This window comes from Kutzneria viridogrisea DSM 43870 (assembly GCF_000525635.1).
In the GTDB taxonomy this organism is placed as follows: Bacteria; Actinomycetota; Actinomycetes; order Mycobacteriales; family Pseudonocardiaceae; genus Kutzneria; species Kutzneria viridogrisea.
This window is the reverse complement of sequence record NZ_CP007155.1, coordinates 9,761,360-9,776,517: the sequence shown is the minus strand read 5'-3', so window position 1 is coordinate 9,776,517 and position 15,158 is coordinate 9,761,360. Positions and strand designations below refer to the sequence as shown.

Genomic DNA, 15,158 nt, shown 5'->3' with positions numbered 1-15,158 from the left:
GGCCACCACGGGGCGGCCGGGCCTGCCGGTCCGACTCGTCGAAGCTCGGCCACTGGGCCTCGTCACCACGCTCGTCGCTCACTGAAGGGCCTTCCGAATCGGTGCCCCGTCAAGGGCAACCGTCAGTACTAGTCCGCCGTCTACTACTACAGACGCGCAGGTCGGTAACCGGTTCACTCCGCGGCGGTCCTGCGTCGTGGCTTGCGCGCGCGCACACCGCCCGTCCCCAGGACGTATGACTGCACCAGGTGGTTCCAACTGCAGGTGCGGCAGACCTCGACGACGTAGACCGTGAACTCGGTGTAGAGCGAACTCATCCGCTCCAGCTCGTCGGGCGTGCGAGCCGATCCGGCGACGTGCTTGAGCTCGTCCCCGTAGACCCAGGACACCAGGGTCAGTGGCTCCTTGCGGCAGACGGGGCAGCTCACGTCGGTGGGCTGGCCGTGGAACTTCGCCGCTCGGACCAGGTAGGGGCTGGCGTCACAGACCTCCATCGTGCCGACCCTGCCCGAGTAGACCTCCGCGAGCAGCGCTCGGCGCTGCAACGCGTAGTCCACCACCTGTCGCTGGGTCCGCACAGCCAACAGCGTACGTGGCCCCTGCGGAGCAGCTATGGGCCGTTCAGGGCAGCGGCTCACCACGCTGTGTCACCCACGCCACATCGGGGGCTCTGCCGCAGGGCACCGTGAGACCCTGTACAGCCGTGCTGACCAGCGCAGGAACAGCTGGGCACCGAGCTGGTGTTGTGCATAGCACCGATCACCATCCCCAGTAGTAACGAGGAGGAGTCCGGCATGGGCGAACACCGCCGCAGTGTGCGGGTGGCCATCGTCGGCGTAGGCAACTGTGCGGCGTCCCTGGTGCAGGGCGTGCACTACTACCGTGACGCCGAGCCCGGTAGCAGGGTGCCCGGGCTGATGCACGTCCAGTTCGGTGACTACCACGTGCGGGACATCGAGTTCGTCGCCGCGTTCGACGTGGACGCCAAGAAGGTCGGCCGGGACCTGTCCGAGGCGATCGTGGCCAGCGAGAACAACACCGTGACCATCGCCGACGTGCCCCCGCTGGGCGTGCCGGTGCGGCGCGGGCACACCCTGGACGGGCTGGGCCGCTACTACCGCGAGACGATCGAGGAGTCCGACGAGGACCCGGTCGAGGTGGTGCGGGTACTGCGCGAGACCGGGGCCGACGTGCTGGTGTCCTACCTGCCGGTGGGCTCGGAGGACGCTGACCGGTTCTACGCCCAGTGCGCCCTGGAGGCCAAGGTGGCCTTCGTCAACGCCCTGCCGGTGTTCATCGCCTCCGACCCCGCATGGGCGGCCAAGTTCACGCAGGCCGGGGTGCCCATCGTGGGTGATGACATCAAGTCCCAGGTCGGTGCCACGATCACCCACCGGGTGCTGGCCAAGCTGTTCGAGGACCGCGGGGTGCTGCTGGACCGCACCATGCAGCTCAACGTGGGCGGCAACATGGACTTCAAGAACATGCTCGAGCGCGACCGGTTGGAGTCCAAGAAGATCTCCAAGACCCAGTCGGTGACCTCCCAGGTGGACCGGGACCTGGGCGCCCGCAACGTGCACATCGGGCCCTCGGACTATGTGGCGTGGCTGGATGACCGCAAGTGGGCCTATGTCCGGTTGGAGGGCCGCGCGTTCGGGGACGTGCCGCTGAACCTGGAGTACAAGCTGGAGGTCTGGGACTCCCCCAACTCCGCGGGCATCATCATCGACGCGATCCGCGCCGCGAAGATCGCGCTGGACCGGGGTATCGGTGGCCCGATCCTGTCCGCGTCCTCCTACTTCATGAAGTCCCCGCCCGAGCAGTACTCCGACGCCGAGGCACACCAGGCCGTGGAGCGGTTCATCCGGGGCGAGGTCGAGCGCTAAACGGACATCCCGCCTGGCAGCGGCCCCGTCGACCGGCGGGCCGCTGCCAGGATGGCGGGGTGCGCATCCTGATCCCGCTGCCCGACGCGGACTTCGACGTGACCGAGGTGGCGGTGCCGTGGCGGCTGCTCACCGACGCGGGGCACGAGGTGGTGTTCGCCACGGAGCTGGGCGGGGCGGCGGCCCAGGCGGACCCGCGGCTGCTGACCGGGGTGCTGTTCGGGCAACTGGGCGCCGAGCCGGAGCCGAAGCGGTTCTACGGGGAGATGGTGGCCGACGAGCGGTTCGCGGCGCCGACCCCGTGGGCGGCGGTGGAGGCGTCGGCGTTCGACGGGCTGGTGCTGCCGGGCGGCCACGCGCAGGGCATGCGCCAGTACCTGGAAAGCGTGGTGCTGCGGCGCAAGGTCCTGGACTTCTGGCGCATGGACAAGCCGGTCGGGGCGATCTGCCACGGGGTGATCGTGCTGGCTCGCACCACGGAGCCGGGGACGGGGCGCAGCGTGCTGGCAGGCAGGCGCACGACCTGCCTGCCGAAGTACATGGAGCGCTCGGCCTACTACCTGACGGCGTGGCGGCTGGGGCGCTACTACCGCACGTACCCGGAGTACGTGGAGGACGAGGTGCGCGCGGCGCTGGGCGACCCGGCGTTGTTCGAGCGCGGGCCCAGGTCGCTGTCGCGCGGCACGGCCACGGACGACGGTCCGGCGTTCGTGGTGCGGGACGGCAACTACGTGTCGGCCCGCTGGCCGGGTGACGCCTACCTGTTCGCGAGGCGGTTCGACGCGCTGCTGGGTTAGGGCGGTGTCCAGCGCCCCTCGGTCTCGGACACCGCCCTAGAAGCCCGCCTTGGTGTAGGCGGAGAAGTCGTTGGGCGGCGCGACGTCCACGTCGGCGCACTGGGTGTTGTTGGCGCGGGTCCGCTGCCACTGGGTGAGGTAGTACACCTGCCTGCCGGTGGCCCGGGTGGCCTTGGCCAGGCCCGCGGCGGCCTCGGCGTCGTTGTAGTACGACTCGCCGATGATGAACGGCTGGGTGGTGTAGCCGAACTGCCGCAGCCCGTTGTCCACGGAGACGAACTGGTCGTACTCGTCCCCGTAGACGTGCACGTCGAACAGCGGGGGCGGGCTGGTGCCGTACACCTTGCCGAGGTTGAGCACCGAGCCCCAGTCCTGGCTGTTGACGGAGAAGCCGACGGTGTCGGTGCGGCCGAACTTGGCGGTGTAGTCCTTCCACAGCTGCTGGTCGTACTGGAGCACCACCGACTGTCCGGTGGACGCGGTCAGCTCGCTGCCCAGGTCGAGGTGGTACGGCAGCCCGGCCCCGGCGACCACCGCGTGCAGGTCCTGGATGAACTGCCAGTTCTCCTGGTACAGCTCGGGTTGCCAGCTCGCCCAGCCGTGCGGGTCGTTGGGCGCCAGCGGGTGCAGCACCACGGTGATCTCGGCGAAGCCGACCTGTTTGACGGTGGACAGCAGGCCGGTGAGGTTGCTCCGGTCCTGCTCGGGGAGCTTGCCGCCGGTGGAGTCCACGACGGTGCCGGTGGCGGCGCCGTGGTGGTGGTACAGCCCGAGCGAGATCCGGTTCTGGCCGCCGGAGTGCATGCCGGTGAGCTGGTACCGCACGATGTCGGGCACCTTGTCGAAGTTGCGCACCACCTGGTACGGCTCCCGGTAGCAGTCGTCCAGCGAGTAGAAGTCGTAGTTCGAGCCGCCGGAGACCGGTGCGGGCGGCGGCGCGGGGTCGGCCGCCGCCCCCGCCTGGGTGCAGGCGAGCACCAGTGCCGTCAGAACCAGGATCCGCCCGGTGCGCGTGCTGCCCATCGCGGAACCCTCCCGTCACCGGTGAACGGCTGGGTCGTGCCCCCCGTCCAGCCTCGCACCGGGCGGGCCGGTGGACCGGTCAGGATCGCGGCTTTTCACCGCTTCGAGTGGGTTTTGCCAGCTCAGGCCGCGTGGTTGCAGGTGGAACAACTGCAGTCCGCGCAGGTGCAGTTGTTGCACGAGTCGTTGCCGCAGTTGGCGCACTCGCAGACCGCGTGGTTGCACGTGGCGCAGGTGCAGTCGGCGCAGGTGCAGTTCGCGCAGGAGTCCGAGCAGTTGGCACAGGAGCAGGTGGTGCACTCGTCGTAGTGCGTCCCGTCCTCGGTGGGGTGCTCGCGGTGCACGTGCCCGTCGTGCAGGTAGTCCACGTGGTCGGCGTGCACCACGGCTTCGTGACCGCAGCCGGGGCCGTGCGTGTGCGAGTGGTCCTCGGCTTGGCGGTGCGGGGTCATGGTGGTCATGCCCGCATCGTCGAATGCGCACACGTGCATCTCAACTCCAAACCGGGTCGCTCCCCCGAACGAGCTAGCGTCCTCGGCATGAGTGAGCGACCGACTGCCCTGATCACCGGGGCCTCGCGCGGCATCGGCGCCGCCGTGGCCCGTGCGCTGGCCCCGACGCACGACCTGTTGCTCGGCGGCCGGGGCACCGAGGCCCTGCAAGCGCTTGCGGCCGAACTGCCCGGGGCCCGCCCGTGGCAGGCGGAGCTGACCGACCCGGCAGCGCTGGCCCAGGCCACGGCCGAGATCGCGAGCCTGGACGTGCTGGTGCACAACGCGGGCATGGCGGAGGTCGGCCCGCTGGAGAAGACCTCGGCCCAGGTGTGGCGGGACACGCTGGAGCTGAACGTGGTCGCCGTCGCCGAGCTGACCCGGCTGCTGCTGCCCGCCCTGCGCGCGGCCCGCGGCCACGTGGTGCTGATCAACTCCGGCGCGGGCCTGAACGCCAACGCGGGCTGGGGCGCCTACGCCGCGAGCAAGTTCGCCCTGCGCGCGTTCGGCGAGGTGCTGCGGGCCGAGGAGCCCGAGCTGCGGGTGACCTCGGTGCACCCGGGTCGGGTGGACACCGACATGCAGCGCGCGATCCGCAAGACCGAGGGCGGGCAGTACGAGCCCGAGCGCTACCTCACCCCGGAGTCGGTGGCCGACTCGGTGCTGCACGCGGTGACCGCACCGCGCGGCGCGCACGTGCACCAGGTGGTGATCCGCCCCAGCTGAGCGGGACTCGGCCGCCCCAGAGCGGGACTCGCGCTCCGGTGGGCGGGACTCGCCGTCGGGTGGGCGGGACTCGTCTTGACAGCGGCGTGTCCCGCCCAGGCGCGGGTGAGTCCCGCTCAGGCGCTGAGCAGGCGCTGGGCCACCTTGCCGACCTCCTCCTGGGCGGCCCACCGGTCCACGCGGGTCGACTCGCCCGCCTCGACGACCTGCTCGCCCGCCACCCACACGTCGCGGACCCGGCGCGAGCCCGCGCCCCACACCAGGTTGGCCAGCAGCTGACCGTCCGGAACGGACAGTCCCGCGGCGAAGGCCGGGTCGTCCAGGTCCACGTGCACGATGTCGGCCCACCGCCCGGTCTCCAGCGCGCCGATGTCCTCGCGGCGGATCGCCTCGGCCCCGCCGCGGGTCGCCAGCAGCAAGGCCTGCGCCGCGGTCAGTGCGGCGGCGTCCCCGGTGGACAGCCTGGCCAGCAGCGAGGACAGCCGGACCTCCTCCCAGAGGTCCAGGTCGTCGTTGCTGGCGGGGCCGTCGGTGCCCAGCCCGACGCCGACGCCCGCGCCGAGCAGGTCGAGCAGCCGCGCGGTGCCGGAGGCCAGCTTGGCGTTGGAGCCGGGGCAGTGCCCCACGCCGACCTGGTGGCGCGCGAACAGCTCGATGTCCACATCGGACAGGTGCACCGAGTGCGCGGCCAGCACCCGGCCGCCGAACACGCCCAGCGAGTCCAGCAGCTGCGGCACCGAGCCGTACTGCTCGCGCTGCGGCTGGTCCTCGGCGAGCGACTCGGCCACGTGGATGTGCAGCAGCGCCTCGCGCCGCTTGGCCTCCTCGGCGATGGCGGCCAGCGCCTCGGGCGGCAGGGTGTACGCCGAGTGCGGGCCGTAGCCCAGCTCGATGCGTTCGCCGGGGCCGGAGCGCAGGCCGTCGGCGTCGATCCACGCGCCGATCCGCTCGGTCATCTGCTGCCAGCTGCCCAGCCGGTCCCAGCCCGGCGCGGCGATCACGGCCGGGGTCAGCACCACGCGGGAGCCCACCTCCAGCACGGACTCGGCGACCTGCTCCCCGTAGAAGTACATCTCCACGCTGGTGGTCACGCCGTGGCGCAGCATCTCCAGCGCGCCCAGCCGCATGCCGGTGCGCACGTCCCCGCCGTCCAGGTGGCCCTCGGCGGGCCAGATCACGTCCTGCAGCCAGGACATCAGCGGCAGGTCCCCGCCCATGCCGCGCAGTACCGTCATCGGGCTGTGCGCGTGCGAGTTGATCATGCCGGGGAGCAGGATGCCCGTGCGCTCGTGCACCGGCGTGCCCGCGGGCAGCCGGGGCGCCGAGGACAGCGGTCCGCAGTACTCGATCCGACCGTCCGCCCCGACGTCGACGGCCGCGTCGCGCAGCACCGAACAGGACTCGTCACAGGGCAGCACCACGGGTGCCTGCAAGCGGAAAGCCTCAGCCATCCGGCGATTGTGCCACTGCCGGGTTTCAGCGCGTGGTCGGCAATTCCACCTCGACCAGCCAACCCCGGCCGCCCAGCGGACCCGCCTGGAACCGCCCGCCGAGCAACTCCGCGCGTTCGCGCATGCCGACCAGCCCGAAGCCCCCGGAACCGCCCACCGGCGCGACCTGCTGACCGCTGCCGTCGTCGGCGACCCTGACCCGCACCACCTGCCCCGAACTGCGCACGTCCACGTCGATCCTGGTCAGGTCCACGGCGTGCTTGCGCGCGTTGGTCAGCGACTCCTGCACCAGCCGCAGCACCGAGCGGCCCAGCTCCGGCGGCACCGGGTCGGCCAGGTCCACGGTCAGCCGCACCGGGCCGCCCACCTGCCGCACCAGCTCACCGATCTGCTCGGCGAGTTCGCCGTTGTCCTTGCTGGTGGTCCCGCTCGGCTCGGCGCCCCGCAGGCTGCCGACCAGTCGGCGCATGGCGGTCAGCGCCTCGTTGCCGCTGGCGGTGATGATCGGCAGTGCGGCGCGCGGGGCGGTGGGGTCCTTGTCCGCCACCGACTCGGCCGCCTGCGCGTGCACGATCATCCCGGTGACGTAGTGCGCGACGACGTCGTGCAGTTCCCGTGCCAGCGCTAGCCGTTCCGCCTGCTGCGCCGCGGCGACGGAGTTCGCCTCCGCGGTGCGCCGTTCCCGGTCGCGGGCGCGGAAGTACAGGCCGGTGCCGATCGCGATGGCCAGCAGCAGCGACCAGACCACCGAGTTCGTGAGGCTGAACCGGCCGGGGCCGGGCCACATGCTGGGCCGCAACAGCTGGGCCATCACCGTCGCGGCCGTCAGGGCGAGCACCATCAGTGCCGCGCGCAGGCGGCCCGCCTGGCGGACCGTGATGGCGATGATCGCCATGACGGCGGCGAACTCCGTGAGGTACAGGCCAATCGACCAGGTGCTCGTTCGTATTTCCAGCACGCGCAGCAACACGCTGGACCCGGCGATCAACACCGCGACGGCCAGCGCGGCGTCCACCGGGCGGCGCGGGCTGAGCACCGCCAGCACCGAAGCCAGCAGCGAAACGGGCAGACCCCAAGGGGCCTCGTCCCACCTCAGGGTCGAGGATGTCTCCAGGGCGAGGATCGCGGCCAGGGCCAGGGCGAGCGGCCACTGCCTGCGAGCCAGCACGGGCCAGCTCAGGGACTGGTTCTCCACGGCACAACACCGTAGGGCGTACTGCCCGCGCCTGCCGTCACTCCGCAGACCGATGGCCGATCAGCCGAGGGATGTATGCCCGGACGAGCCATCCGACCGATGCCCGCTGACGGCCGTGGCGGCGAAGCTCGTGGCAACGTCGAAACACGGAGGTGCGGGATGTTCGCAACGGTGATGACCTGGAGCGGTGCGGTTGTCGGCCTGCTGGTGCTGGCCGTGATGGCGATCTCGGGGGTACTGGTCGACTCCGAGCGCGGCTGAGCTCAGGCACCCAGCCGCTTGTGCAGCAGGGCGGCCAGCCTGCTGCCGTGGGCCTCGGTCCGCTCGGCGGCCCGCTCCTCGGAGCCGGTGACGGTGAACCTGGCCGGGGTGCCCAGCCGGGCCCGCTGCGCGGTGACCGCGTCCACGCGGAAGGCAGGCCGGTTGCCACCCGCCCGCTGGCGGGACCGCAGCCAGGCGAGCCGGTGCAGCGCCTCGGCGTGGTGGTCGGTGATCGTCACCTGCGCGGCGTCGAAGGAGTGCAGCACGGCGCGGTTCAGTTCGATCGTGGCGCGGTCGCGCCACAGCGTGCGCTCGCTGCGCACGTCCAGGCCCAGCCGTTCGGCCACCTCGCGGGCCACGGCGTAGGCCCCCTCGTCGGCCAGGCTCCTGGTGCCGATCTCGGCGCCCACGAACCAGCTGTTGAACGGGGCGGCGGGGTAGGTGATGCCGCCGATGACCAGCCGCATGTTGCTGATCACCGGCACGGCGTGCCAGCGCAGGCCCAGTTCCACGAACCAGGGCAGTTCCGGGTGCTCCAGCGGTACTTCCTGGATCACGTCGCGCGGCACCGTGAACAGCTTCGGGCCCTCGTGCGCGGTCTCCACCACCAGCGGCAGGTGGTCGAACCGGCCGCGCTGGGTCGGTGCCTTCCAGCCCATCCTGGAGACCGCGTCGGTGAACTCGGCGTAGCGCGGGTCCCCGAGGACCTTGCCGTTGGCGTCCCGGTAGCCCGCGTAGCGGACGAGCTGCTCGTTCCAGACGCACGGCCCCGGCGAGTTGGGCCCGTCCGGCGCGAACACGGTGACCAGGGGCTGGATCTGCCCGTTGTTGGTGGACAGTCGCAGGTGTTGCACGCACTCGGCGGCCACGGCGGCGGCGTTGCGCAGCCCGCGCAGGTCGCGCACCTTCAGTCGGCGCCACGGCACACCGCTGGTGCACCAGCCGCTGTCGCGCAGCGCGACCCGGGCGCCGTAGGCGAGCTCCTGCGGGGTGTGCCGGTACGTGCCGGTGTCCGCGATCTCGGTGCGCACCTGGGTCAGCCGCTGCCCGAGCGGTCCGGCCTCGGGATGCGCGTCGTGGAACATGCGCAGGAACTCCTCGGCCGCCGCGAGGTCGACCGAGGACGGGGCGTCGCCGAGTCCGGTGGGGAGCGTTATCACTTCGTTGCGCACGACCGTCACGACGCGCAACCGTAGTCGGCGAGTTCACTCACTCGTCACTGCCAGAAGGGGCACAGTGCGGGGCTACTCGTCCCCAGCCTTCTGGGTGAAGGTTAGACCCAGAGTGGTGGACTCGACTCCAGTTCCTTGCGGCTTGATTACCTGGTCGAGTGAAGCCGTGACGGCTATTCCACCCTGCTGAACATCAGGTCGTGGCTGACCCTGCCCTCCTCGCGGGCCCGGTTCTCGAACTTGGTCACCGGCCTCCAGTCGGGGCGCGGGGCCCACCCGCCCGGCTCAGCGGCGTGTACGTTGCGCAACAGGGTCTCGCCGCTACACACAGTCATCATCTGGTCGGCGTACTCCTGCCAGTCCGTGGCCAGGTGCAACAGGCCGCCGGGGGCCAACCGGGTGGCCACCAGCCGGACGAACTCCGGCTGCACGAGCCGCCGCTTGTGGTGCTTGCTCTTCGGCCACGGGTCCGGGAAGAAGATGCGCACCCCGGACAGCGAGCCCTCGGCCAGGTGCGAGGTCAGCAGCGTGACGGCATCCCCGCGCAGCAACCGCAGCGAGTCGACCTCCAGCGCCTCGGCACGCAGGATCAGCTGGGCCAGGCCCGGCTTGTAGACCTCCACGGCCAGGTAGTTCAGCTCCGGCTGCGCGGCGGCCAGCTGGGAGGTGGTCTCGCCCATGCCGGAGCCGATCTCCAGCAGGACCGGGGCCTCGCGGCCGAACCACCCGGTCAGGTCCAGCGGGCCCTCGGGCAGCGCCTTGACCTCACGGCCGAGCCGGTCCCAGTGGGTGTCCCAGGCGCGCTGCTGGCCGACGGTCATCCGCTCGCCGCGCTGGACGTAGCTCACCACCGAGCGGTGGTGTGCGGGTCGCTGGTCTGTGGGTGTCACAGGGTGACATCCTCCCAGATCAGGTCGCCTCGATCTCGTCCAGCCTCGAGCGCAGGTCCTCGATGCCCCGCACGGACAGCCTGGTCGGCGCGGCCCCCCGGTGTGCGGGCAGCACGTCCAGCCAGCCGCGGTGGCGCGGAGTGAACAGCACGGTCGTCGGCACGGTCGGGGACTCACCGGCCGCGAAGGCCTCGGAGGGGACGTACTCCCAGTACCCGTCCTCCCCGTGCCCGGCCCAGGGCACGTAGACCCAGCCCGGCCTGGCCAGCAGCAGGTCGCCGACCTCGTCCTCCAGCTTGAAGGCCGCCTTGCGGGTGTTCAGCCCGCCCGAGGCGAGCGCGCGCAGCCACCAGGGCGCGGGCAGCTCCGGCTCGAACTGGCTCAGCACGCGGTAGAGCCCGACCACCTGGCGCTCCGGTGCGCGGTGGATCCAGGCCCTTCTGATGTCCGCCGGCCTGCTCGCGGTCTCCTGGCCCCCGGCCAGTTCGACCGCCTGGGACCACTCCAGGCCGGCCAGTGGCTCGACCCGGACGCTCTTCTTCGCCTGCCGACGAGGCATCGGCATCTCCGCGTGGTGTGCACGGTTGGATTCGGTCACCGCCACCGCTCACCTCCGGAAGGGTGCTTGACGGGATATCCCGATACGATCACCTTCTGCGAGTTTTCGCACGTTCCTGTGCCGGAGTTCACGTGCTTTTCATGCAGTCCTTACGCCATTCGAACGGTCAGACCACCGAACGCGACTTGGTCTAGACCATACGGGTGGTGTGGCTCAGGCGTCCCGTCGCCGGGCCACCACGGCGGCGAGCGCGAGCAGCACCAGGGTTGTGCCCGCGAACAACCCCAGCCCGGCCCACGGTCCGTACGGGGCACTCACGGTGGCGTCCTCGCCCTCGGCGGAACCGAGGAACACCCGCGAGGCGAAGAACGGCAGCCACCGGGCGACCTGCTCCCCGACGCCGGGGATCTCCCGCACCGCGGACTCGGCGAGCAGCACGTAGCCCAGCAGCAGGGCGACCGCGCCCGCGGTCTGCCGCAACAGCTCGCCGACGGCCAGCGCCAGCACGGCGGCCACCGCGTAGACCAGGCCCACCCCGGCCACCTCACGCCACTCGGTCGCGGTGTTCACGGCCAGGTCCACCTCGGGCTGCACCAGGTGCGCCATGGCCAGCGAGCCGAACGCGGCCAGCTCGCCGATCAGCCCGGCCAGCACCGCCAGCAGCACGGCCTTGGCCAGCAGTACCGGGACCCTGCTCGGCACGGCCTGGTAGGTGCCGCGGATCGTGCCGAACCGGTGCTCGCTGGTGATCGACACCGTGGCCAGCACCATGACCAGCACCAGCCCGAACTGGTAGCCGCTCTGCGTGGTGCCCACGTTCAGCGTCAGGAAGTCCCCGGCCTGCGAGGCGTAGAACAGGGCGAACAGCACCGGCAGCGCGACGGCGAGCAGCGCACACCACCAGGTCGAACGGGTGGACAGCAGCTTGATCCGCTCCGCGTTGAGCAACCTCATGACGTCCCGAACTCCACGGCGCCCGCGGTCAGCCGCATGTACGCCTCCTCCAGCGAACCCCGCTGCGGGTTGAGCTCGTGCAGCACGACCCCGTGCGCCGCGGCCAGCTCGCCGATCTCGGCACTGCTCAGACCGCCGACGACCAGTGTGGCGCCGTCCTGCTCGACAGTGGCCCCCTTGTGTACCAATGCCTTCTGCAAGCGCTCCACCTGTGGGCTGCGCACGCGCACCGTGTGTTCGGTCGCGGCGGCCACGAATTCGGAAACCGTGCTTTGTGAGATCAGTTTCCCCTGGCCGATCACGATCAACTCGTCAGCCGTCTGTGACATTTCCGAGAGCAGATGACTGGAAACGAACACAGTGCGGCCTTGGCGAGCAAGTCCGCGCATCAGACCGCGGATCCACGCGATGCCCTCGGGGTCCAGCCCGTTCACCGGTTCGTCGAACAGCAGCACCTCGGGGTCCCCGAGCAGTGCCGAGGCGATGCCCAGCCGCTGCGCCATGCCCAGCGAGAAGCCGCCCGCCCGCTTGCGGGCCACCGCAGTCAGCCCCACCTGGTCGAGCACCTCGTCCACCCGGCCGGGCGGCAGCCGGTTGGTGCGGGCCAGCCAGCGCAGGTGGTCGCGGGCCGAGCGGTTGGGGTGCACCCAGCGGGCGTCCAGCAGGGCCCCGACCTTGCGCAGCGGGTGCCGCAGCTCGCGGTAGGGCGTGCCGTCGATGAGCGCGTGGCCCGAACTGGGCCGGTCCAGGCCGAGGATCATCCGCATGGTGGTCGACTTGCCCGCCCCGTTGGGGCCGAGGAATCCGGTCACCCGGCCGGGCCGGACGGTGAAGGACAGGTCCCGCACGGCGGTGGTCCGCCCGTAGCGCTTGCCCAGGCCCACCACTTCGATCATGGACCCATCCTCCTCCTGCAACGCGTGAAGGGGCCGGGTCGCCCCCCGATTCGGCGACCCGGACCCTTCACGTCGAACAGCCCCCCGAAGGCCGTTCGAGTCTGTGACGGCTGTCTCAGCCCCTCATGACGCGGTTCACGCGTCTCGTTTTTTCGCCACCACCAGCGCCGCGCCCAGCAGCACCGCTGCCAGCACCGCGAAGTAGGCCAGCGCGCCCCATGGGCTGTACGGCGCCCCCTCGTGGGTGCCCCGCAGGAAGGCGCCCGCCGCCTGGAACGGCAGCCAGGGCTGGATCTTCGCGCCGAGGTCGGGGATCAGGCCGACCAGGTTCTCCACCAGCAGCGGGACCACCAGCAGGATGGCCACCGCCCCCGCGCTCTGCCGGACCAGCACGCCCACCGCCACGGCCATCACCCCGGCCAGTGCGTAGACCAGACCCGAACCGGCGACCGCGCGCCAGTCCGCCGCAGTGCTCAGCGACAGCGCGGCCCCGGGCTGCAACAGCTTGGCCGCGCCCAGCGAACCGAACGCGGCGACCTCGCCGACCAGGCCCGCGACCAGGGCGACCACGGTGGTCTTGGCCAGCAGCGCACCGGTCCTGCGCGGCACCGCCTGGAAGGTGGTGCGGATCGTGCCGAACCGGTACTCCGTGGTCACGGCCAGGGTGGACATCACCATGACCACCATCAGCCCGAGCAGGTACATGCCCTGCGTCGCGCCCACCGAGACGTGCTCGGACTTGATCGCCAGGATGGACGCGAAGCCGACCGTCAGCCCCAGGGCGCCGATCATGCAGAACCAGGGGGACCTGGTCGAGAACAGCTTGATCCGCTCAACTGCCAGCAGATTCATCGTGCCGCCACCTCACTGGACTGGTACTCGACCGAGTCACCGGTCAACTGCATGAACGCCTCTTCCAGCGAGCCGCGCTGCGGGCTCAGCTCGTGCAGCACCACCCCGCAGCTCGCGGCCACGTCGCCGACCTGGTCGCTGCTCGCCCCGCTGACCACCAGCGAGCCATCCGGCTTGCTCTCCACCTGGAAGCCCTTGTGCGCCAAGGCGTTGCCCAGGTGTTGGGCCTGCGGGGTGCGCACCAGCACGGTGTTCTGCGTGGCACCGCCGATCAGGTCGGCGGTGCTGCCCTGGCTGATCAGCCTGCCCCTGCCGATGACCACCAGGTCCTCGGCGGTCAGCGCCATCTCCGACAGCAGGTGGCTGGACACCAGCACGGTCCTGCCCTGCTTGGCCAGGTCCTGCATGAACCGGCGGATCCACAGGATGCCCTCGGGGTCCAGCCCGTTCACCGGCTCGTCGAACAGCAGCACCTTCGGGTCGCCGAGCAGCGCGCCCGCGATGCCCAGCCGCTGGGACATGCCCAGCGAGAAGCCACCGGCCCGCTTGTTGGCCACCGAGGTCAGCCCGACCTGGTCGAGCACCTCGTCCACGCGCCCCGCGGGCAGCCCGCTGGCCGCCGCCATCCAGCGCAGGTGGTTGCGCGCCGAGCGGTTCGGGTGCACCCACTTCGCGTCCAGCAGCGCGCCGACCGTACGCAGCGGGTGCCGCAGCTCCTGGTACGGCTTGCCGTCGATCAGCACCGAACCGGCGGTCGGCCGGTCCAGGCCGAGGATCATGCGCATCGTCGTGGACTTGCCCGCCCCGTTGGGCCCGAGAAAGCCGGTCACCCGTCCGGACCGGACGGTGAACGACAGGTTGTCGACCGCGACGGTACTGCCGTACCGCTTGGTCAGACCGATCGCCTCGATCATGGCCACCCCTCACTGAGTTCCCTGCTTACCCAGACTGCCCTGCTGACCAGCCATGACGCATCGGACCACGGTGTTCTCCGCGCACCCTCCTCGGTGCTAGCCCCGTCATCCCAGGGGCGTACTCCGGGGGTGGACGAAGGTGGGTGACAGTCGAAGCGGCGCCCCCCGGAAGTCGGGGAGCGCCGCATCGTGGAGCCGGTTGCGGGGTCAGCGACCCAGCTTGCCCATCATCGCGCTCAGGTCGGCGACCTGGTCGGCGGGCGGGGCCTTGACGTCCACCGCGGTGCCCCAGTCGCTGTAGTGCATGGTGGTCACCGCGCCGCCCGCGGTGGCCTTGGCCGGGGCGCCCATGGCCGTCATCATCTCGGTCATGTCCATCTTGATCTGGATGGGCAGCTGGTCGCCGTCCAGCCACAGGTCGACCGGGAAGTGCACGTTCTTGCCAGCGAGCTTGGTCTTGGCCTCGGCGGGCAGGCTGTCCAGGGACTGCCCGGCCAGCTTGGCGAAGTCCACGTCCACCGAGTAGTGGCTGGCCTGCTTGCCGTCCAGGGTGGTCTGCTCGGACTTGGTGATCTTGCCCGCCTGGGAGATCTGCTCCAGGGTCTTGGTCGGGTCGCTCTGCTCCGCCGACTTGCTCATGGAGCCGCCCAGCGCCTTGGACAGCGGGTCGTTGCCGTCGCCGCCCAGCTTCACCCACGCCTTGTCGGAGCCGAGCATCGCCCGCTGCGCGTCCGGCAGCTTGATGAAGATCGTCTTGTCGGCCAGCACCATCTCGATCTGCTGGCCCTGGGCGTCCATGGACATCGACATCGCCGTGTTGGCCCCGTCGTAGCGCCCGGCCCCGCTGGCCTTGACCGACTCACCGCCGACCGCGCTCTCCATGGTGAACTTCGAGGACTTGGCCTTGCTGGTGCCCGCCTTCGCCGCCAGCACGAGCTGGTTGGCGTCGCCGAACAGGCTGCTGCCGGTCTTGTCCAGACCCCCGTTGGGCTGGGCGGCACTGGGCGTGCCCTGCTGCGGGCTGCCACAGGCACCCACGGTCAGCGCTGCGGCCACGGCGGTCGTGGCCAGAACGGTCTTGCGCACGTACT

The 15,158-nt window shown here is 70.9% G+C and carries 16 protein-coding genes; 3 read left to right on the top strand and 13 right to left on the bottom strand.

Annotated elements, in window-relative coordinates:
• Nucleotides 1-173: 173 nt before the first annotated feature.
• Nucleotides 174-578 (bottom strand): DUF5318 domain-containing protein, encoded by a 405-nt coding sequence (locus KALB_RS43050; RefSeq protein ID WP_025361881.1) that lies wholly within the window; start codon nucleotides 576-578, stop codon nucleotides 174-176.
• Nucleotides 579-794: 216 nt separating this feature from the next.
• Between KALB_RS43050 and KALB_RS43045 the strand changes: the two genes are divergently transcribed.
• Together KALB_RS43045 and KALB_RS43040 are read left to right on the top strand one after the other, a co-directional pair.
• Complete coding sequence (locus KALB_RS43045; protein ID WP_025361880.1) at nucleotides 795-1,886, top strand: inositol-3-phosphate synthase; 1,092 nt, start codon at nucleotides 795-797, stop codon at nucleotides 1,884-1,886.
• A gap of 59 nt (nucleotides 1,887-1,945) precedes the next feature.
• Nucleotides 1,946-2,683, top strand: coding sequence for a type 1 glutamine amidotransferase domain-containing protein (locus KALB_RS43040; protein ID WP_025361879.1), 738 nt, complete (start codon nucleotides 1,946-1,948; stop codon nucleotides 2,681-2,683).
• A 36-nt stretch (nucleotides 2,684-2,719) separates the two neighbouring features.
• On the opposite strand, the gene KALB_RS43035 is transcribed toward KALB_RS43040, so the two are convergent.
• On the bottom strand, nucleotides 2,720-3,706 hold the full coding sequence (locus KALB_RS43035) for a hypothetical protein (RefSeq protein WP_025361878.1): 987 nt from the start codon (nucleotides 3,704-3,706) through the stop codon (nucleotides 2,720-2,722).
• Between the two features lie 122 nt (nucleotides 3,707-3,828).
• A complete protein-coding gene (locus KALB_RS43030) occupies nucleotides 3,829-4,167 on the bottom strand; it encodes a hypothetical protein (RefSeq protein ID WP_025361877.1) in 339 nt (112 codons plus the stop codon).
• 78 nt (nucleotides 4,168-4,245) lie between these two features.
• Here KALB_RS43030 and KALB_RS43025 point away from each other — a divergent pair, with 78 nt between their 5' ends.
• Entirely contained in the window at nucleotides 4,246-4,923 is a 678-nt protein-coding gene (locus tag KALB_RS43025) for an SDR family oxidoreductase (protein ID WP_025361876.1), read from the top strand.
• Between the two features lie 116 nt (nucleotides 4,924-5,039).
• Here the strand turns inward: KALB_RS43025 and KALB_RS43020 are convergent, their stop codons facing one another.
• From KALB_RS43020 to KALB_RS42975, 10 genes are all read right to left on the bottom strand, one after another.
• The gene (locus tag KALB_RS43020; RefSeq protein WP_025361875.1) at nucleotides 5,040-6,374 is read right to left on the bottom strand and encodes an amidohydrolase family protein; all 1,335 of its coding nucleotides are present in this window, start codon (nucleotides 6,372-6,374) and stop codon (nucleotides 5,040-5,042) included.
• Nucleotides 6,375-6,399: 25 nt separating this feature from the next.
• Nucleotides 6,400-7,569 carry a sensor histidine kinase gene (locus tag KALB_RS43015; RefSeq protein WP_025361874.1) on the bottom strand — a complete coding sequence of 390 codons (1,170 nt, stop codon included), beginning with the start codon at nucleotides 7,567-7,569 and terminating at the stop codon, nucleotides 6,400-6,402.
• Nucleotides 7,570-7,832: 263 nt separating this feature from the next.
• Nucleotides 7,833-9,011 carry a nitric oxide synthase oxygenase gene (locus KALB_RS43010; RefSeq protein ID WP_025361873.1) on the bottom strand — a complete coding sequence of 393 codons (1,179 nt, stop codon included), beginning with the start codon at nucleotides 9,009-9,011 and terminating at the stop codon, nucleotides 7,833-7,835.
• A 164-nt stretch (nucleotides 9,012-9,175) separates the two neighbouring features.
• Entirely contained in the window at nucleotides 9,176-9,823 is a 648-nt protein-coding gene (trmB, locus tag KALB_RS43005) for a tRNA (guanosine(46)-N7)-methyltransferase TrmB (protein WP_236650434.1), read from the bottom strand.
• A gap of 88 nt (nucleotides 9,824-9,911) precedes the next feature.
• Nucleotides 9,912-10,490, bottom strand: coding sequence for a hypothetical protein (locus KALB_RS43000; RefSeq protein ID WP_318296753.1), 579 nt, complete (start codon nucleotides 10,488-10,490; stop codon nucleotides 9,912-9,914).
• A 174-nt stretch (nucleotides 10,491-10,664) separates the two neighbouring features.
• Nucleotides 10,665-11,405, bottom strand: coding sequence for an ABC transporter permease (locus KALB_RS42995; RefSeq protein ID WP_025361870.1), 741 nt, complete (start codon nucleotides 11,403-11,405; stop codon nucleotides 10,665-10,667).
• Nucleotides 11,402-12,301, bottom strand: coding sequence for an ABC transporter ATP-binding protein (locus tag KALB_RS42990; RefSeq protein WP_025361869.1), 900 nt, complete (start codon nucleotides 12,299-12,301; stop codon nucleotides 11,402-11,404). The genes KALB_RS42995 and KALB_RS42990 overlap by 4 nt, the downstream gene beginning before the upstream one ends.
• Nucleotides 12,302-12,436: 135 nt before the next feature.
• Nucleotides 12,437-13,153, bottom strand: a complete 717-nt coding sequence (locus tag KALB_RS42985; protein ID WP_025361868.1) for an ABC transporter permease — start codon at nucleotides 13,151-13,153, stop codon at nucleotides 12,437-12,439.
• The gene (locus KALB_RS42980) at nucleotides 13,150-14,067 is read right to left on the bottom strand and encodes an ABC transporter ATP-binding protein (protein ID WP_025361867.1); all 918 of its coding nucleotides are present in this window, start codon (nucleotides 14,065-14,067) and stop codon (nucleotides 13,150-13,152) included. The genes KALB_RS42985 and KALB_RS42980 overlap by 4 nt, the downstream gene beginning before the upstream one ends.
• 207 nt (nucleotides 14,068-14,274) lie before the next feature.
• Complete coding sequence (locus tag KALB_RS42975; RefSeq protein ID WP_025361866.1) at nucleotides 14,275-15,153, bottom strand: SCO4651 family lipoprotein; 879 nt, start codon at nucleotides 15,151-15,153, stop codon at nucleotides 14,275-14,277.
• Nucleotides 15,154-15,158: the final 5 nt, after the last annotated feature.

Coding starts and splice junctions, on each gene's coding strand:
- KALB_RS42990 (WP_025361869.1), bottom strand. CDS start 12,301: ATGATCGAAGTGGTGGGCCTGGGCAAGCGCTACGGGCGGACCACCGCC.
- KALB_RS43045 (WP_025361880.1), top strand. CDS start 795: ATGGGCGAACACCGCCGCAGTGTGCGGGTGGCCATCGTCGGCGTAGGC.
- trmB (WP_236650434.1), bottom strand. CDS start 9,823: ATGACCGTCGGCCAGCAGCGCGCCTGGGACACCCACTGGGACCGGCTC.
- KALB_RS42995 (WP_025361870.1), bottom strand. CDS start 11,405: ATGAGGTTGCTCAACGCGGAGCGGATCAAGCTGCTGTCCACCCGTTCG.
- KALB_RS42980 (WP_025361867.1), bottom strand. CDS start 14,067: ATGATCGAGGCGATCGGTCTGACCAAGCGGTACGGCAGTACCGTCGCG.
- KALB_RS43030 (WP_025361877.1), bottom strand. CDS start 4,167: ATGACCACCATGACCCCGCACCGCCAAGCCGAGGACCACTCGCACACG.
- KALB_RS42985 (WP_025361868.1), bottom strand. CDS start 13,153: ATGAATCTGCTGGCAGTTGAGCGGATCAAGCTGTTCTCGACCAGGTCC.
- KALB_RS43025 (WP_025361876.1), top strand. CDS start 4,246: ATGAGTGAGCGACCGACTGCCCTGATCACCGGGGCCTCGCGCGGCATC.
- KALB_RS43035 (WP_025361878.1), bottom strand. CDS start 3,706: ATGGGCAGCACGCGCACCGGGCGGATCCTGGTTCTGACGGCACTGGTG.
- KALB_RS43020 (WP_025361875.1), bottom strand. CDS start 6,374: ATGGCTGAGGCTTTCCGCTTGCAGGCACCCGTGGTGCTGCCCTGTGAC.